Annotated in this window: 19 protein-coding genes; 7 read left to right on the top strand and 12 right to left on the bottom strand. The window is 53.5% G+C overall.

The window, feature by feature from the left end:
* Positions 1-4: 4 nt before the first annotated feature.
* The 7 genes from BLW37_RS10970 (at position 5) to BLW37_RS10940 (ending at position 5271) form a co-directional block, all read left to right on the top strand.
* Positions 5-478 (top strand): hypothetical protein, encoded by a 474-nt coding sequence (locus BLW37_RS10970; protein WP_091342829.1) that lies wholly within the window; start codon positions 5-7, stop codon positions 476-478.
* Between the two features lie 17 nt (positions 479-495).
* Positions 496-738, top strand: a complete 243-nt coding sequence (locus tag BLW37_RS10965; protein WP_091342827.1) for a helix-turn-helix domain-containing protein — start codon at positions 496-498, stop codon at positions 736-738.
* The gene (locus BLW37_RS10960) at positions 728-1354 is read left to right on the top strand and encodes a hypothetical protein (protein WP_091342824.1); all 627 of its coding nucleotides are present in this window, start codon (positions 728-730) and stop codon (positions 1352-1354) included. Before BLW37_RS10965 ends, BLW37_RS10960 begins: the two co-directional genes overlap by 11 nt.
* Before the next feature lie 76 nt (positions 1355-1430).
* Positions 1431-2306: an ABC transporter ATP-binding protein gene (locus BLW37_RS10955; RefSeq protein ID WP_091342822.1), complete on the top strand. Its 876-nt coding sequence runs from the start codon at positions 1431-1433 to the stop codon at positions 2304-2306.
* The gene (locus BLW37_RS10950; RefSeq protein ID WP_091342820.1) at positions 2303-3577 is read left to right on the top strand and encodes a hypothetical protein; all 1275 of its coding nucleotides are present in this window, start codon (positions 2303-2305) and stop codon (positions 3575-3577) included. The genes BLW37_RS10955 and BLW37_RS10950 overlap by 4 nt, the downstream gene beginning before the upstream one ends.
* A 39-nt stretch (positions 3578-3616) precedes the next feature.
* Complete coding sequence (locus BLW37_RS10945) at positions 3617-4003, top strand: GntR family transcriptional regulator (RefSeq protein WP_091343147.1); 387 nt, start codon at positions 3617-3619, stop codon at positions 4001-4003.
* 125 nt (positions 4004-4128) lie between these two features.
* Positions 4129-5271 (top strand): dicarboxylate/amino acid:cation symporter, encoded by a 1143-nt coding sequence (locus BLW37_RS10940; RefSeq protein ID WP_091342818.1) that lies wholly within the window; start codon positions 4129-4131, stop codon positions 5269-5271.
* A gap of 38 nt (positions 5272-5309) precedes the next feature.
* Here BLW37_RS10940 and BLW37_RS10935 read toward each other — a convergent pair whose 3' ends face one another.
* The 12 genes from BLW37_RS10935 to BLW37_RS10885 form a co-directional block, all read right to left on the bottom strand.
* Positions 5310-5831, bottom strand: coding sequence for a hypothetical protein (locus BLW37_RS10935; RefSeq protein WP_091342815.1), 522 nt, complete (start codon positions 5829-5831; stop codon positions 5310-5312).
* The gene (locus BLW37_RS10930; RefSeq protein WP_091342812.1) at positions 5824-8232 is read right to left on the bottom strand and encodes an ABC transporter permease; all 2409 of its coding nucleotides are present in this window, start codon (positions 8230-8232) and stop codon (positions 5824-5826) included. The genes BLW37_RS10935 and BLW37_RS10930 overlap by 8 nt, the downstream gene beginning before the upstream one ends.
* The gene (locus tag BLW37_RS10925; RefSeq protein ID WP_091342810.1) at positions 8229-8942 is read right to left on the bottom strand and encodes an ABC transporter ATP-binding protein; all 714 of its coding nucleotides are present in this window, start codon (positions 8940-8942) and stop codon (positions 8229-8231) included. The genes BLW37_RS10930 and BLW37_RS10925 overlap by 4 nt, the downstream gene beginning before the upstream one ends.
* Before the next feature lie 10 nt (positions 8943-8952).
* The gene (locus BLW37_RS10920; protein ID WP_091342807.1) at positions 8953-10182 is read right to left on the bottom strand and encodes an efflux RND transporter periplasmic adaptor subunit; all 1230 of its coding nucleotides are present in this window, start codon (positions 10180-10182) and stop codon (positions 8953-8955) included.
* A gap of 158 nt (positions 10183-10340) precedes the next feature.
* Complete coding sequence (locus BLW37_RS10915; RefSeq protein WP_245785705.1) at positions 10341-12497, bottom strand: winged helix-turn-helix domain-containing protein; 2157 nt, start codon at positions 12495-12497, stop codon at positions 10341-10343.
* Positions 12498-12602: 105 nt separating this feature from the next.
* A complete protein-coding gene (locus tag BLW37_RS10910; RefSeq protein ID WP_091342803.1) occupies positions 12603-12968 on the bottom strand; it encodes a hypothetical protein in 366 nt (121 codons plus the stop codon).
* Positions 12969-13110: 142 nt separating this feature from the next.
* Positions 13111-13800, bottom strand: a complete 690-nt coding sequence (locus BLW37_RS10905; RefSeq protein WP_091342800.1) for a winged helix-turn-helix domain-containing protein — start codon at positions 13798-13800, stop codon at positions 13111-13113.
* Positions 13800-15173 (bottom strand): bifunctional UDP-N-acetylglucosamine diphosphorylase/glucosamine-1-phosphate N-acetyltransferase GlmU, encoded by a 1374-nt coding sequence (gene glmU, locus BLW37_RS10900; protein ID WP_091342798.1) that lies wholly within the window; start codon positions 15171-15173, stop codon positions 13800-13802. The genes BLW37_RS10905 and glmU overlap by 1 nt, the downstream gene beginning before the upstream one ends.
* 64 nt (positions 15174-15237) lie before the next feature.
* Complete coding sequence (locus BLW37_RS10895) at positions 15238-15612, bottom strand: hypothetical protein (RefSeq protein WP_091342795.1); 375 nt, start codon at positions 15610-15612, stop codon at positions 15238-15240.
* Positions 15605-16390 carry a CPBP family intramembrane glutamic endopeptidase gene (locus tag BLW37_RS10890; protein ID WP_091342792.1) on the bottom strand — a complete coding sequence of 262 codons (786 nt, stop codon included), beginning with the start codon at positions 16388-16390 and terminating at the stop codon, positions 15605-15607. The genes BLW37_RS10895 and BLW37_RS10890 overlap by 8 nt, the downstream gene beginning before the upstream one ends.
* A 16-nt stretch (positions 16391-16406) precedes the next feature.
* Positions 16407-16541, bottom strand: a complete 135-nt coding sequence (locus tag BLW37_RS18950; RefSeq protein ID WP_281248658.1) for a hypothetical protein — start codon at positions 16539-16541, stop codon at positions 16407-16409.
* Between the two features lie 27 nt (positions 16542-16568).
* The gene (locus tag BLW37_RS10885; RefSeq protein WP_091342789.1) at positions 16569-16823 is read right to left on the bottom strand and encodes a hypothetical protein; all 255 of its coding nucleotides are present in this window, start codon (positions 16821-16823) and stop codon (positions 16569-16571) included.
* Positions 16824-16877 lie beyond the last annotated feature (54 nt).

The raw sequence follows: 16877 nt of genomic DNA, 5'->3' as shown, positions 1-16877 counted from the left end.
CAGCATGATCATTCAACAATATGCCAATGTACTTTACCAGCGCAGCCGCTTTGTGATCTGGGGCTTGCTTGCCTTTAGCCTGGTGCATACCCTTGCCCTGCTACCGGACCTGCTGTTTCCACCAGAGCAGCTGGACCGGGCCCAGCAACGAGCGCTGTGGCTGGCCCAATTGGTTACCGCGCTTGGGCTGGGGCTGATTATCCAGCGCCTGCTGCTAAGCGCCTCCCAGGGCCAACTGTTCCAAAAAGAAAGTCGCAGGCTTTGGATGCAACTGGCCAGCGGTTGTCTGGTGGCAGCCCTGTTTCCGGCCCTATTTCTTTGCAGTTTATTGCTGTATTGGGGCGAAGAGCTGCACCTGCTTAGCTTACTGGCACAGCTGAACCTGCCGCTGATTGGCCTTGGCTGCATCGTGCCGCTGGCTGTTGCCAAACTCAAGCTGAGCGCGCAACTGGAAGACGAGCAAAATCTGACGATCTGACTACAGACGAGAACTTCATGGCGATTACCGTAAATCTGGATGTGATGCTGGCTATCCGCAAAATGAAATCCAACGAGCTGGCGGAACAGATTGGCATCACACCACAAAACCTCAGCGTGCTGCGCAGCGGCCGGGCAAAAGCCATTCGCTTTAGCACTTTAAGTGCCATCTGCCAGGTACTGGACTGTCAGCCAGGCGATATTTTGGCCTATACCGAGACAGAACAAGACAAGGATCAGGAGGGAACCGATGAGCTATAAACCAACCGTAGTGCAACAGATTGATGGCCATCAGATCGAAGTACGCCTGAATGGTTTAACCGGTCGTGAAACCGTGCTGGTGGATGGCGACGTCAAGATCAACCGGCTGAACTGGACCATGAACGGCAATTATCTGGTCGAGCTAAGTGCAGGCAAACACATCCGTATTCGCATAGAGCCTGGCCTGATGCATACCATCAAGGTTGAATTTTTGCGTGGTGGCGCTCTGCTCAGTCAACAGGAAATCGTGCTGTACGAAGGCGCCGATCAGAAGCTGCTGGCTGAGCCTGAAAGCGCCGCCTGGCTGGCCGAGCTGAAACTGCCTTTTGTGCTGACGCTGCTGATACCGCTAGCCTTGATGGTGGCGCTGCTGCTGTTCGATGCCCGCAGTGTGCTGGTGCCCCTGCTCAGTTTGGCTGCGCTTTGCCTGCTCTGCCTGTTTTGGCTGTTCAAACCACCACGATCAGCTCATAAGCCAGCAGCCACAACACCGCTTCGTTACTTAGGCCGCACCTTGCCCCGAGCTCTGGTCATCGGCATGAGTTTTGGTGGCATTGTTGGTTACAGTGTTGCCGTTTTGGGTGACAGCATTGGGCGTTTGTTGGGGACCAGCTAGAAGAGAAAATTACACTTGCAGTCCGGCCACATGTGTATTAGTGTATTAATACAGACTGATTTGCAAGGAGTGCTCAATGCCAGCTATTTTGGAAATTACCGCGTTAAGACGTGCCTACGAAGGCCGCCAGGTACTGAAGGACATCACCGCCAGCGCAACGCAAGGCGATGTGATTGCCCTGCTGGGTAAGAACGGCGCTGGCAAAACCACCTTGCTCGAAACCATTCTTGGCTTTGCGGTGCCCGAACAGGGTGAGGTACGGCTGTTTGGGACTCTTAGTACCGAGATAGGGCCAAACGAAAAGCAACGAATAGGCTTCGTACCGCAGCAGGATGAACTGCTAGAGCAATTAACCGCCGAAGAACACCTCAAACTGTTTGCCCGTTGCCAGCCAGGCTGGGACCATGCGCTGTGCCAGCGTCTCTGCCAGAGCTGGGATATCCCACTGGCACGCACCGTCAGCAAATTATCACCCGGTCAGCGGCAAAAGCTGGCGATTATTCTTGCACTAAGCCACAAGCCTGAGCTGCTGATCCTGGATGAACCTGTTGCCAGTTTGGATCCAATGGCCCGGCGCCAATTTTTAACCGAATTGGTCACCATCGCTGCTGATCAGCAAAGCGCCATTATTTTCTCATCCCATATCGTCACCGATATGGAGCGGGTCGCCAATAAAATCTGGCTGTTAAAAGATCAGCAGCTGGTGTGGCAAGACGAGCAGGATACCCTGAAAGAGGCGGTAGTAAGGCTGCATATCAGCGCCAGACAACCACTGCCAGAAAATTTGTCACTGCCTCACTGTCTGTACCAGCATATGCAGGACCATCAGGGCACCATCACCCTCGCGCAGTGGCATCCTGAGCAGAAGGAGGAATTGGAGCAAGCTCTGCAGGCATGGATTCGAGTAGAACACCTTGGGTTAGAAGACATTTTCCTGGAGTTTCACCGATGAACGCCTGGCTTTCTATTGCGCATCGCCTGCTTTGGCCCAGCAGGATGACACAAATCCTCTGGGTACTGCTGCTCGCGGCCAGCGCTGCTGCCATGCTAAGCAGCGACTGGCAAGGGATTATCGTGGTGCCCCTGGTTGCCATGATGCTGCTGCTATTTTTTATCCCCCTGCAGTTTATACCGCTAACCCTAGCTCGCAGCTGGTTGTTGTTGCCACACTTTCGGCAGCACAGTCGTCACCTATTGCTGGCAGTGGCGCTGGTATTCGGTTTACTTAGCGGTAGCTTGCTGCATCTAACCGGGGCCATTTTCTGGCAAGGCTTGCAGCTCGGATTGCTTGCGTTTTGCACGGTTATTTTGCTGTCCTTGCTGCTGGCGCGGTTATGGCCGCTGCTGATATTCAGCACCTTACTGCTGGCCCAACTGCTCAATCTGAATCTTTTTTTAACGCAGCTGCCCCCATTCGCCTGGTGGCTTATTGCCTTGCTAAATGCGCTGTTGCTTGGCTGGTTTGCGCTAAGCTGGCTGCAGCCCTCAAACGTCGCACGCCGGCTGCAACGCAGCAAAGGGCAACAAGGTTTCATGCCATGGGAGCTGTCCCGGCTGGTGCGCTGCCAGCCGGCCAGCCTGCAAGGCAGCTTGCTGCTGGGTGCCAACGACAACTTGTTGCTTCGATGCTGCCGCACCTGGGCACTTTGCTGGTACCTGCCGGTTATTTTTATCGTACTGGCTTATTTGACTGCAATACCCAAGCTCGATGGCAAACTGGCATTGAGTGCTTTTGCGGTGCTATTTCCTGTCATTGCCATTGCAGCCAACCTGAGTACCATGATGCTACGGGTTCGATCTGCCTGGTTGCAACTTGCTTCCAACCGACAGCAACTATTTTACCAGCTGGAACGGCAAGCGTTTCTGGAGCTATTTCTGGGCTTAATTGCGATAACACCAGTCATCCTCTGGTTGCTACCCTTTACCACTGCCCTGGTGCTGTTGTTGCTCTGGCCCTTGTGCCTGCTAAGCCACACCTACTTCAATTGGTGGCTGATCCACAAAACTAATCTTCTCAAGCATATAGCATCTACTGTGCTGTTTGTCCTGATACTGTCGTTGCTGGCAGCCTGGCGTGAGCAGCCGACGCACTTACTGCTACTGACTGCCGGATTGGCACCCATGACGCTGCTGCTACGACTCAAAGCTAGGCAACAATGCGCGCAGCAAAATTGGAGCAGTCTGCAGCGGCCTCCCACACAGCAAAGGCAAACCAAATTATGATGCTAGCTATCATCCACAACAACTGGGGCCGCTATGTCCATCATTAGCATCACCCCCAATAGCGGCGAACCCATATACCGCCAGCTGACCGAGCAAATTAAACGCCTGGTGGCTGGAGGACAACTGCGTGCCGGCGATGCATTGCCATCGGTGCGCGAGCTGGCGGCTCACTATACGGTCAACCCGATGACGATTTCAAAAGCGTACAGCTTGTTGGAGGCCGAAGGCATCTTGGAGCGCCAGCGCGGCAAACCGATGACGGTAGCTGCCCAAACGCAAAGCAAGCACAGCGAGCAGGCCCGGCTGCAACAAATCATGCCTCAGCTGGAAGCACTTGCCACCGCTGCCCGCCAGTTGCAACTTTCCAGGCAAAGTGTGTTATCAGCATTGAGTGAGTTGCTGATACAAAATAATGAGGAACAGTGAGGTAACAACACAGCTGTACTGGCTCTACCAGCAGGTGCAGATCTCTGCCGCTGCCTTATGGTATGCTCTGACCGTTACCAGGGGACCACCAGCACCGGGCTGGTGTAGAACAACGAGAAACGACCATGCTGCTTATTCTAAAACTGATTGCTGGCATTGTGCTTGGCATGCTGCTGGGGCTTTATGCCCCCACGGTGCTGACCCAACTGCTAATCACCTTCAAAGGCCTCTTTGCTCAGCTGCTGTTTTTTACCATTCCGCTGCTGATCCTGTTTTTTATTACCAGCGGTATTGCCAATTTGCCGCAAAATTCCGGCAAGCTGCTGGGCCGCACTTTGGGCACCGCTTACCTTTCCACCATTTTAGCCGGCAGCCTGGCGTTTTTTATCGCCGCTTTGCTGGTGCCGATGCTGGCAGGCTCGGCCGGTGCTGCGGCGACCAGTGGCAATGGCACGGTACTAAGCCCCTTTATCGAGCTGGCTATTCCGCCGGTGTTTAACGTGATGACGGCGCTGGCGCTGGCCTTTATTTTTGGTCTTGGCATTGCCGCCACCAGAGCCGAGCAACTGAAACAATTATCCGATCAGGGCCGGGATGTGATTCAATTACTGCTGACCAAGGTGATTATCCCGCTGCTGCCATTTTACATTGCCGGTGTCTTTGCCGAAATGGCGGTCGCTGGTACCGTGTTTGCCACCCTGAAAACCTTTGGTGTGGTACTGCTATTGTCGATTGCGCTGCACTGGGTCTGGATCTTTGCTTTATTTACTCTGGCCGCCATTAAAGCAGGCCGCTCGCCCTTTGGCCTGGTGAAAAACATGCTACCCGCTTACTTTACCGCACTGGGCACCATGTCGAGCGCCGCCACCATTCCGGTATCGCTTGAGGCCACCAAAAACAATGGTGTCAAAGACGACATCGCCAACTTTACCGTACCGCTGTGCGCCACCACTCATTTGGCGGGCTCCACCATCACCATCGTTGCCTGCGCGGTCGCAGTGATGGTGATGCAGGATGGCCTGGCCATTCCATCGTTTATCACCATGCTGCCCTTTATCCTAATGCTGGGCCTGGTGATGCTGGCTGCGCCAGGGGTACCGGGCGGCGCCGTGATGTCGGCCGTTGCCTTATTGATTTCGATGCTGGGCTTTGGCGACGCCGCCATCGCCCTGATGATAGCGCTCTATATGGCGCAGGATAGTTTCGGCACTGCCTGTAATGTCACCGGCGATGGCGCTATTGCGGTATTGGTGGATAAAGCCAGCTGAGTATGTTTACCGAAAGGCCCGCCGACATTGTTGGCGGGCTAACCAGCATATTGCTGCCCACCGATCACCAACCGATAGCTTTCACCATAAAGTGACTGATATTCCAGTACAATGTGCACACGGCTAAACATCATCAAAAGTTCTGGTTCAGTCTTAAAGCAGGATTCTTTCTGGGCACGAAATGCCATCTGTCTATCTCCTACTTTATAAAAACGATCAATATTCCCCCTAGCATAGCATTCAGGTAGCTCGCCAAGCGCCAAAAGGAATTCTTCACGATTTGGATAGGGCTTTCCATCCACTTCAAAATGCACTGCAATTACTTGTGCGGGCCCCATCCCTTGATTATGGATATAAAGATCCCAACTTCCATCTTCATCTAAATTACTGTGCGCCTCCAAATAAGGCCGCAGCGACAACTTATTGTGCTGCTGGATGCTGTAACTTTGCCAGATGGAAATGACCAGCGCACAAACCGCAACCAGCATCGAGCTGAGCGCGGTGTACTTTTCCCAATTGACGGTTTTCTTGCCAGGTTCACTCATTTTATTATCACTCATTGCGCAGCGCTTTCACCGGATCGGTCAGCAGCACCCGGCGCAGCGGCACAAAGCTGCAGAGCAGGGCGGCCAATGCCAGTAGCGCCAGCAAGGCCGTTACCAACAACCAGTTGGCCTGAAACATCAATTCGGGTTGGGTGCGGCTGATGCCGGCCAGGAAAAAGAAGCAGGAAAAGCCGAGCAGCAGTGCCGCCGCTATTGGCTGCGCCAGCTTAACCAGGTTGTCTTTAAGCAATTGTTTTAAGCTGGCCCCCATCGCCATTTCTACCCCCAGCTGATACCGCCGAGCCTGCACCAGATAACTCACTATACCGGCAATACCGGCCAGCACCGTCAATAAGCTCATCAGTGCCAAGGTTGCGGCCAAAGCCGCCGCCAGCCGGTGCGATAGCGAAAAGCGGGCAAAAGCGGCCTCTACTGTGGTGAGCTCAATCAAATCGAGTCGCGGATCTTGCTGACGTAACAGCTCGAGCAAGGCGGTATCGGTTAGGGTATCACCGGGATTGAGCTTCAGCAGATAGCTGTAGTCACGCCAGCCGGGGTTTTCTGCCGGGTAATAGACTTCATCCACCTCATAACCTGGATCGCCGGGAAAGTTGGTATTGGCCACCACCGCAATAATCGGCCGCTGGGTACTGTCCTGGTAAATGGATAGCGTTTGCCCCAGCGCAGGCTTGCCGGTGGTGCGGGCAATGCGATCGGCCAGTCGCTGATTAACAATCAGCGTGTAATGCTCCAGCCCCACCTGCTCAGCAGTAAAGTCCTGACCAGTCAGTGTCAGGCCGTAATTTTGGAAATAACCTGGCAGCACCCGAATGATACGGGCCGAGGTGATGACTTCCCCTTGCGCATTGTTAACCGTATCCTGATTACGCACCCGGGGGGCGCGCGGCTCGGATACAGCAGTAACTTCCTGCACCTTGGGCAAGGCAGCCAGATTTTGCATTAAAGCACGATGCAGGTTTTGCCGCTGCTCGCGGTTGTCCAAATCGCTGTAATTGACGGTAAGCGACCACAGACCGCTGCTATCGATACCAGTGGGTCGATTGGCTTCCGTCCAGGCGGCAACAAACACATGGGCGGTCGCCAGCAGCACCAGCAAGGACAGCATCAGCTGCACCCCGATTAAACTGTGCGCCACTCCTTGCTTGAGCTGCTTGCCGGCCCCTTTGCCGCTGCTTTGCAAACTGGCCATCAACTGCTGTTCGCGCACGCCGCTGAGCTCAATCCAGCTAAACAGCAAGGCTATTCCCAGTAGCACCAGGGCTGTGAACAGCAACATCATGCCATCAATACGCAGCGCACTGATGCGTGCCAATTGCTCGCTGGCCACACTGGCAATGACGCCAAAGCCCAGCCAGGTCAGCAGCAGCGCCAGTAAGCCGGCACCGGCCAGCAAGGCGATATTGTGGCGAAACACCTGCAGAAACATTTGCTTTTTACTGGCACCAAAGGCATAGCAAACCGCCAGCGGCTGCAGCCGCTTGACTGCCCGAGCCAGCTGCATGCTGGATAAGTTCACCAGTGCAATTAACGTCAGCAGCGACACACCGGCCAGCAGCATCAGCACCAAACGACCGGACTCGCCCTGAATTTGTTGGCGCAGTGGCACCACTTTGCCGTAATACTCAAACACCCCCTGAAAGTCAGGATGCCGCTCTGCAGAGGCTTGCTTCAGCAGCTGATAAGCTTCGGCATTGGCCTCCTGCGCGCTAACTCCAGGTTTTAACCTGCCTAGCCCAGCAAAACCTCCCGAGTAGCCATCAAAACCGCGAATATCAACAAACTCATCCATATCCAGCGGCAGCCAGATGGCTTCATGCGCATCGGTAAAACCCGGCAACTCCAGCGCCTGCTTCACCACCCCAATTACGGTAAACTGGCGCTGATTGAGTTGAATGCTTTGGCCAACAATATCCGGACGACCGCCATAATGCTGCTGCCAGATGGCTTGGCTCAGTACCACCGAGGGCTGCTTATTGCCCATTTGTTCTTGCTCGTTAAAAAGTCGTCCTAATAAAGGCTCTACCCCCATCACCTCAAAAATATCGTGCGCGCCAAACAGTACCGGAACTCTTGGCCGTGTTGGCTGATCCAGCAGTTTGTAATCGGTTTGAAAGCTAAAATACACCGCCATCTGCTGCAGCAACTGACTTTTTTCCTGCAGGTCAAACAAAGTCTGTACATTGCTGGCTTGATGCACGGCCCCCTGATAATTCAGCTCACCGCCGACAAAATAAAGCTCGCGATCATTGTGATAAGGCAGGGGCGCAAAGAAGGTAATATTGACCAAACTTAGCACACTAAACAGCAAGGTCAGGGTAAACACCAGGCTGACCACGACGGTCAAATAGTATTGCCGGGCTTGCAGAAAGCTGCGCCAAATCATCTGCCAGTTCATGCAGCACTCTCCTGCTGTTCAGCGTGAACTGTTTCTGCTGACACCACCTGACCATCCAACAAATGAATTTGCCGGTGCGCCATGGTGGCGTAGCGGGGGTCGTGGGTGACCAGTACGATGGTGGTGCCCTGCTGGTGCAAATCGGCCAGCAGCGCCATCACCGCATCGCCATTTTTAGAGTCCAGGTTTCCGGTCGGCTCATCCACCAGCATAATGCCGGAGTCGGCCGCCAGCGCCCGGGCAATCGACACCCGCTGCTGCTGACCACCGGATAACTGGTTGGGGAAAAGCGCGGCTTTATCGGCCAGTCCAACTTTCTCCAGACACTGCAGCGCCCGCGCCTGGCGCTGCCGGATGCTATCGCCACGGTATTTCAGCGGCAGGGCAACATTATCCAGTACCGTGTATTCATCAATCAGATTGAAGGCCTGAAACACGAAGCCGATACGGCGGCTGCGCATCTGCGCCCGTTGCTCGGCGTTCATATCGGATACCAAGAGGCCATCAATGTAGTATTCACCGCCATCGGCGGTATCCAGCAAGCCAAGAATATTCAGCAGGGTGGATTTACCGCAGCCAGAGGGGCCGCAAATCGCCACGTAGTCGCCTTGCTGCACGCTGAAACTAACCCCATTAAGCACCGCTTGCTGTTGCTGGCCGGATTGAAAGATTTTTTTGAGTTGTTTTACTTTGAGTACATCGGTTTTCATCGTCCAATCCTTACTGAGTCAGTTTCAGTTGCCGCACGCTGCTATCGAGCTGCAGATCGCTGATAATAATACGGTCGCCCGGGTTTAAGCCCGACACCACTTCGATTTGCTGGCCAGAAGCCTTACCAAATTGCACCGGTACCCGACTGGCCACTTGATTGGCATCCAGTTTAAACAGCTCGACCCGCGCATCTTCCGCCACCCCGGCCGGGCGGTCGACAAAGCTGACCTGACCACGACTTTGGCCATGAATACGCGCATCCACCATCTGCATCGGCCGGATATCGGCGGATAATTGCTCGGGCAATAAAATATCCACCTGCACAGCGCCATCGGCTACCACAGGGTCTATCCGCACCACCTGACCGGTGACAATGCCATGGCGGGTATCGACTTCAGCAATGGCACCCGCCTGTAGCAACCGTACCTGCATCTGTGGCACTTTAACTTCGGCTATAAGAGGAGACAAACTGCCAACCAGTGCCAGCTGATCGCCAACATTCACGCTCTGGCCTAAACTGACCGGCAAGCGCTGCAGCACACCAGCTAACCCTGCCCGTACTACCAGTTGTTGCAACTGACTGGTAGCATTACTCAGCTCGGCTTCTGCTTGCTGGATATCTTCTTGCTGGATCAATAAATACTGCTGATGCACTTCCTGCAGGGTGGCGAGCTTTTGTTGCTCCAATTGATAACGCTCGGCCAGTTGATCGGCGCGGGCCCGGCTGCGCCTGGCATCCATCGCCGAAATAATGCCGGCTGCGGCCAGCGGAGCTTCGGCTTCAACCTGCAAGGCGGCCAGTTCAGAATCGGATTTCAGTTCCGCCAGGCGCGAGCTTTGCTCCAGAATTTCGCGCTGCTGCTCCAGCGCCAGCCGGCGGCTGTTGCTGCGCTTGTTGTGCAGATTGGCCAGCGCCTGCTGGGCGGCAATTTCCAAGGCAGGGTTTTTTAAGGTCAGGATCACCGTATCCGGCTCGACCACAGCACCCGGGCGCAGCTTGATTTCATCCACCGTTGCCATGCTGCTGGCGGTCAGCAAGCGCTGATTTTGCGATTGCAAACTGCCATAGCCGGTCACACGCTGGGTAAAATCGCCACTTTGCACTGTCGCCACGCTGACACTGGCCGCGCTGATATAGTGCAAACCACCGGCAAAGCCGATGGTCCAGCCGCTGATCAGCAATAGAGCAGACACCAAACCAACAGCGCTGTAGACCAGCGTACTTAGATTGGTTTTCATAGCACTCCCTAAATTCACCTATGGTGTATTATTTTTTACATTTGATGGTATGAATAAAGGGGAGTGAACACAATAAATTTATGATCGCTTTTTTATCACCACGCGATCACGCTATTTAATTTCATGAAAACGCTAAGAAAAAGACCATACAGCGAGGGCTAAGGCGTAAAGAACTGGGCGGGTAAGTCTACTTCGACCAGATTGGTCGTTCGCGTGCGACGGCTAAACCCCAACACACGGCTGCCATCCTGACTCATGGCAAAAAGCGGATGCATTTCCTCAAAAGCAAAACGGCGTTGCTGCAACTCACCACTGACCAAATCTAGCTGGTTTAACCAGGTATATGCTAAGTCAAAATCACTCCAGATCAGCTTGTGCTGCCGCACATACCAGCGACTGACAAACTCGGTGTTGATGCGTTGTCCCAGTGATTTAATTGGCCGTAACTGCGGATCCAACCGATACAAGTCCCCCTGGCCTGTTGCCGCAAGATAGCCATCCGGCGCTTCCCGCAGTGAGCGATACCCCTTTAGCAAAACCCGGCTTTGCTGAGTAAAGCGCTCAAATTGGTGCAGCTGCCACTCTCCAGCTATCAGCTGGCCGAAATAAACAAGGTTTCCATCCAGCGAAAAAGCAGCATGGTGATCGAGTAAACTTTGTGACGTAGGGACAAACTCAATCAGCTTAGTGTTTAGATTAAGCACCATCAGTTGCTGGCCGACCTTCAACAGCAATGCAGCCTGTTTGGCATGATAATCCAACAGCTCAATACGCTGCTGTGCACTGAACAGCACCTCTTTGCTACCGCCATGCTGAGCGTATTGCACGAGCATCCGGGTATCTTGGTCTTGTACAACGCCCAAATACCTTTCGTTCTCGGCGTAATTCACCATTCGGATACCAGTGGGCACCTTGACAATACGATCGAGAGCGAAGCCTGCACCAGGCAGCAACTCATAAAACAACGGCTCTGACAAAAACTCATTCCGCAGTACCAACAGCCGCCTCTCCGTTCCTATAATGGAAAAGTCTTCAATTTTTTCGTCACCATGCGCCATGATGACCTGCTGACTCTGTGACGGCAGATCAAGGAGTATCAGCCCCTGCTTGTCATCCAGTAAAATAAGCGACTCTTCATCCAACCATTCGAGCCTAAAGAGCGTGCCTAACGTTTTCACTGAGTACAAGATCTGTCGACTTGACCGAAGATCCTGAATTTCTAACCGAAATTCAACAGCATTGACAGCAATCGCACTGGCCAAACGTTGACCCGAAGGTGAAAGCATCGAACGATAAATATGATCTATAGCGCTACTACGCGCCTGCCACAGTTCTGGCTGATCACTTCCCCATTGCCAGCGATACAACGTAACCGGCTTTTGCAGGCCATCTGCAGCGTTAATTAACCAGCTGTTTTCTCCGGTTGCCGGGCTCAAGTGACCAATAAAAGGAAAAGCCGCCACTTTTTGCTCAGCCACGAGCTGCATAGCGGTATCCAGTTGCAAACGATAAATAGTGGAGTCACCCATCAGCGCATCAACCACAAAAATGGATTGATGATCAGCAAATGCCAATAGGCTTGGCTGCTGCGCAGCCGTAGGCAACAGGCGAATATCGCGGCTTTGGCGATCCATCAGATAAATTTGCCAAGGTTCACTCTGATTGGAGCGGCCGAGAAATGCCAGGTAGGCCCCATCCGGGGACAAGGCCAGACCACGCTTTTCTCCGGCCGGGGTGGAAATATGCTGGCCCGATAGTAGTAAGCTGGATGGTAACTGGCTTGCTAATGGCGATGGTGGTAATTGCTCAGCAGTATTGGAAGCCTGAAGCCATAGCAACAGCAACCACAGCAGCACCAGTGCAACACCAGACAGTATTAGCCATGGGGTTAATTTAGCAGGGCGCTTTGCCATCACGATAGCCGGTGAGCCGGAAGCCAGAGCAGGAGTCGTCGTTGCAATATCGGCTACTGTAGCTGCCTCCATCGCTGGTTCTGCCTCAATCTCACATACCGGACAAACCAGTTTATAACCACGCTTGGCGACCGACTTGATATAGCGCGGTTGGCGAACATCATGATCATCCAGCACGGTGCGCAGCTTTTTAATGCAACTGCGCACGGCGGAATCACTGACCACCCGGTCAGTCCAGACCTGCTGGTGCAACTCTTCTAAACTGACATAGCGCTCACGATGCTGATACAAATACAGCAGCAAGGCGAAGGCTTTTGGTTCAATCGCTACTTCTTGCTGCTGTTGAAACAGCAGTTGCTGCTCCGTATCCAGGATGTAATCACCAACAACGATGTTAGACACAGCACTCAAAAACTCAACACACCATAATCAGATGTTACCGCAGCTGCATCGACAAGCAAACTAAATTACCAACGCCACGTCAACTGGTAAGTCGCTTATCGGGCTCTAACGGCCAGAATCCGTTGCAGCACGACTTCGGCGCATCAACCACAAGAAGCCCGCAATCAGGACGGTGCCCGGTAAGCCAAACAGGAAAGTGGCGACTTTCCAAAAGCGGTGAATATCACGCCGTAACAACATCATGGCAAAGAGTACATTCAGCCACAGCCAACTAAAACTGGTGGCGCCAGCCGATGTTGCGGCTTCAGACATACTGCAATTGCCAAAACTAAAGCTGCCCTGTCGATAACAAGGGCCGCTTGCTGCTGGCTCAGTTGTTGTGACAACTTGTGTGTTGCTGGCGGTTTCAAGGCTGCTGGTGACGATAGTGCCCAATTCAGCACTAATATTGATGAGTGTTAAGATATCCATGGGTAGTCCTCCTGCTCTGACTGACCCTGTGTCAGCCGATGCCAGCAGGCTACCCCCAGCGCTTGATAATCACGACAACCAAGGGTGTACTTAGCGTGGAAGGAGTTGCTACCAAGCTATAACCTTGTTTACTCTCAATAAGTTAATCCATAACAAAGCGATAGCCACGCTTCATCACCGAGTGGATAAAACGCGGGTTTTTCGCATCCGTGTCCCCTAAGGCGTGGCGTAATTTGCTGATGCTGCGCCGCACCGCCGTATCGGTGACCACCTGACCGGTCCAGATATTTTGATGCAGCTCTTCCAGACTGATCACCCGACCCTGATGCTCGATAAAATAGGCGAGCAATTGATACACTTTTGGCTCCAGCGTTTGCCACTCGTCTTCCACCCCAAGCTGGTGTGTCACCGGGTTCAACTGCCACTGTCCCAGCTGCAGCAATGGTGTTGGCAAGTCCGTTTGCCCGCCGATACCCGTTCCGGCAACGAGCATAGCGGGCTCTTGCGCTTGCTGCTTTGGTGCAGCCAAAGGCTGCAACCACCCCAAACGCTGCTGCAACCACTGCAAAGCAAACAGCGATGGCAGCAATACCGGACTTACCGGCAAGGCCAACATAAAGAGCACTACTTTAATCAGCAGATGCACCCTGGGGTTAAAAAGCAGCAGACCAAAGGTAATCACCACAAACAACCAAAGGATAAACACCCAAGTCAACGGGTAAACCGTGCCGCCTTCACCACAAAAACCGAAGCTAACAGTCTCAGCCAAACTAAAGCAATGTGCCTGAGCACCCGTTGAAAGCAACACTAGAAGTACTGCAAGCCACTTCATTATTTTTTACCGGAGCTCAGCTTCACCGGCCGCTGCCAGTCCGTGATATGCCGCTGTTTAGCACGGGCGACGACCAGTTCGTGGTCACCGGCGTCTTTGGTCAGCACCGAGCCGGCGGCTATGGTGGCATTTTCGCCAACCGTGACCGGTGCCACCAAGGCGCTGTTTGAGCCAATAAAAGCACCGTCTTTGATGGTGGTAACAAACTTATTGGCACCGTCGTAGTTGCAGGTAATGGTACCGGCACCGACATTGACCTTGGCACCTATCACCGCATCGCCTAAGTAAGTCAGATGATTGGCCTTGGAGCCTTGACCGAGGGTGGTTTTTTTCATCTCGACAAAGTTGCCGACATGGCTGTCGTCCAGCATTACCGAGTTGGGCCGCAAGCGGGCATAAGGGCCCACCGAGCAGTGCGCGCCAACTTGCGACTGCTCGACCATGGAATTGGGTTTGATTTCGCTGTAATCGCCAATCACACAGTCTTTTAACATGCAGTTGGCACCTATGGTCACGCCTTTACCTAGCACGACCTTGCCTTCAAAAATGACATTGATGTCGATCATCACATCGTTGCCCACTTCAACGCTGCCGCGCACATCGATACGGGCAGGATCACGCAGGTTAGCACCTGCCAGCATCAAGGCTTCCGCTTTACGCTGCTGATAGGCGCGCTCTAACGCGGCTAACTGCACCCGATTGTTGGCACCTTCCACTTCCATCGGATCTTGCGGCTGGGCAGTGGCAATTTCAACGCCTTCGGCGTGTGCCATACTGATGATGTCTGTTAGATAGTATTCACCCTGGGCATTGTTGTTCGATAAGCGGCTTAACCAGTCTTTTAACTGCTTGCCGGGCAGCGCCATGATGCCGCTGTTGACTTCGTTGATTTGCAGCTGCTCGGGTGAGGCATCTTTTTGCTCAACAATGCCAACGACTTTGCCGTTTTCACGCACAATGCGCCCATAGCCGGTTGGGTGGGTCAGATGGACGGTTAGAATGGCCAGGCCATTGGCGGGTTTAACTGCCAACAGTTGCTGCAAGGTTTCCTGCCGGGTTAAAGGCACATCGCCGTAGAGCACCAGCACGGTATCCTCATCGGCGATATTCGGCACCGTCTGTGCCACCGCGTGGCCGGTGCCCAGCTGCTCAGCCTGCAGTACCCAGTGCAGCGACTGCTCCCCAAGGACGTTTTTTAACGCTTCGGCGCCATAGCCATACACCAGCTGCGGCTTGTCGGAGCCCAAAGCGCGTGCAGTATCAATCACATGCTGCACCATGGGCCGCTCGGCCACCCGGTGCAATACCTTGGGCAAGTCCGATTTCATCCGTGTGCCTTTACCGGCAGCCAGTATCACTACATTTAATGCCATAACGATGCTTCCTTTGTTCGTAATGGCACTATTCTACCGAAATTACTGCCCGATGACAGAGCATTTACCCCAGTGGACGCAGCACAAAGTTCTGCTGTTGACTAAGCGGCTCTATATCCTCCTGCTCGATCAGCTCAAAGCCAACCCGAACCTTGGACGGATACAAACTGGGATAGCTGATCGAGGTTAAGCGAATGCCAATGCTGCTGCCATGGCTTTGCAGCACAAAGTCTTTTGACAGTTGCAACTGGTGAGCATGCCGCTTTTCGGTCCAGAAGCTAAGATCCATGTCACCCGTGCTGGCTGAGGAAGCCGGCTGCCACAGCTCCTGGCTTAGCGTCACTCTGGGCGTTTGATACCACTGCCAGCCATGCAGCGAAGCCAGGCTCAACACCGGGCTTCCCAACAGCAAGGCGATGCACAGGCGCCGCTTAGACATAACCTAGCCAGTTGATCAGGATAAATGCCAGCAGATTATTCGCCGCGTGCATTGCCATCGGCACATAGACCGAACCGGTTTTTTCCCGCGCCAGTCCCAGAATGAAGCTAAAGCTAAACAGCATGGCCAAAATTAACAGCGGGTACTGGCCGGCGTGAATCAAGGTGAACAGCACCGAGGTCAGCAACAAGGTACCCCACAAACCCAGAAAGCTGTTGCGCCAGGCCTGAAAAAGGTAACCACGAAACACCAGCTCCTCCACCACCGGCGCCACCAGCACCATGGTGACAAAAAGCCCCAGATGACGCACTCCCACCAGGGCTTCAATAAACTCCCCCGACTCTACCGGCCACAACCAGTTGATCAGCCAGGCCGACGCGTAATACAGCGCAAAAGCACCCAGCCATGGCAAGTAGCGCTTGGCCGCGACCGGTGTTAACGCCAAGGTTTGTGTCCAGCGCTGCTGCGGCAAGCTGGCTGCTTTTAGCAGCACCAGCAGCACAGGGATGGCGGTCACCAAATACATCCAGGTGATGCCGTTGGGGCTGATCAAATGCGCACTTATCCAGGCCTGGCTCTCTGCCTGTGACAAATCCGGCTGAGTCACTGCTCCATAAATCACAGCGCCAATTCCATACACAAATGCTGCTACAAAGTAAGTCACCACCATGGCCAGCAAAAACTTGATGGAGCGGCTAAAAGGTTGAGCCTTTGTCGATGTTTGCGGCTGCTCAATGGCTTCAGCTGCCAGCGCTTCGTTCAGTGTCTGAGTTGTCATGTTGTGTTCCTTGTTATCAAAGCGGCAGGTACCAGCCCAATGGCACCATGGTATTGAGCAGCGCAATCAGCCCCTGCTGCAGAGCCAGGCACAGCAACAACCAACAGCCATAGCTCAAAACGGGCATGCATTTATCGATCACTGGTTTCATAAAGCGCTACCTGCCATGTTTTATTTTTTAGTTGCGCTCTGGCAACACCAGCTGGATGGACTGCTGCAACAACTGTTTTACTTGCTGCTGCAATTGCTGTTTCGTGCTTTGCTTTAGCACTACCAGTTGGTCTTGCAGTTGTTGTCGTAAATCCTGCTGAATGTATTGTGTCAGTTCCGGCAAAGCATCGTCTTGCCCGGTCAGTTCCGCAGCAGTCAAAGGTAAGCTGCTTACAGACAAAATGGCGATAGCAGCGGCATAGCGTTTTAGTGATGTTTTCATAAGTGCCTCCAATGGCGTTTGATTAAGACAACGCCAGCTTAGGCAGAGCAGGGT

This window comes from Alkalimonas amylolytica, assembly GCF_900107845.1.
Lineage (GTDB): Bacteria > Pseudomonadota > Gammaproteobacteria > Enterobacterales > Alteromonadaceae > Alkalimonas > Alkalimonas amylolytica.
The sequence above is the reverse complement of the archived record's forward strand: the minus strand, read 5'-3'. Positions and strand labels throughout refer to the sequence as shown.

Bases quoted from the DNA above. Each gene is read 5' to 3' on its own strand.
- BLW37_RS10970 (WP_091342829.1), top strand. From the start codon at position 5: ATGATCATTCAACAATATGCCAATGTACTTTACCAGCGCAGCCGCTTT.
- BLW37_RS10965 (WP_091342827.1), top strand. From the start codon at position 496: ATGGCGATTACCGTAAATCTGGATGTGATGCTGGCTATCCGCAAAATG.
- BLW37_RS10960 (WP_091342824.1), top strand. From the start codon at position 728: ATGAGCTATAAACCAACCGTAGTGCAACAGATTGATGGCCATCAGATC.
- BLW37_RS10955 (WP_091342822.1), top strand. From the start codon at position 1,431: ATGCCAGCTATTTTGGAAATTACCGCGTTAAGACGTGCCTACGAAGGC.
- BLW37_RS10950 (WP_091342820.1), top strand. From the start codon at position 2,303: ATGAACGCCTGGCTTTCTATTGCGCATCGCCTGCTTTGGCCCAGCAGG.
- BLW37_RS10940 (WP_091342818.1), top strand. From the start codon at position 4,129: ATGCTGCTTATTCTAAAACTGATTGCTGGCATTGTGCTTGGCATGCTG.
- BLW37_RS10935 (WP_091342815.1), bottom strand. From the start codon at position 5,831: ATGAGTGATAATAAAATGAGTGAACCTGGCAAGAAAACCGTCAATTGG.
- BLW37_RS10930 (WP_091342812.1), bottom strand. From the start codon at position 8,232: ATGAACTGGCAGATGATTTGGCGCAGCTTTCTGCAAGCCCGGCAATAC.
- BLW37_RS10925 (WP_091342810.1), bottom strand. From the start codon at position 8,942: ATGAAAACCGATGTACTCAAAGTAAAACAACTCAAAAAAATCTTTCAA.
- BLW37_RS10920 (WP_091342807.1), bottom strand. From the start codon at position 10,182: ATGAAAACCAATCTAAGTACGCTGGTCTACAGCGCTGTTGGTTTGGTG.
- BLW37_RS10910 (WP_091342803.1), bottom strand. From the start codon at position 12,968: ATGGATATCTTAACACTCATCAATATTAGTGCTGAATTGGGCACTATC.
- BLW37_RS10905 (WP_091342800.1), bottom strand. From the start codon at position 13,800: ATGAAGTGGCTTGCAGTACTTCTAGTGTTGCTTTCAACGGGTGCTCAG.
- glmU (WP_091342798.1), bottom strand. From the start codon at position 15,173: ATGGCATTAAATGTAGTGATACTGGCTGCCGGTAAAGGCACACGGATG.
- BLW37_RS10895 (WP_091342795.1), bottom strand. From the start codon at position 15,612: ATGTCTAAGCGGCGCCTGTGCATCGCCTTGCTGTTGGGAAGCCCGGTG.
- BLW37_RS10890 (WP_091342792.1), bottom strand. From the start codon at position 16,390: ATGACAACTCAGACACTGAACGAAGCGCTGGCAGCTGAAGCCATTGAG.
- BLW37_RS18950 (WP_281248658.1), bottom strand. From the start codon at position 16,541: ATGAAACCAGTGATCGATAAATGCATGCCCGTTTTGAGCTATGGCTGT.
- BLW37_RS10885 (WP_091342789.1), bottom strand. From the start codon at position 16,823: ATGAAAACATCACTAAAACGCTATGCCGCTGCTATCGCCATTTTGTCT.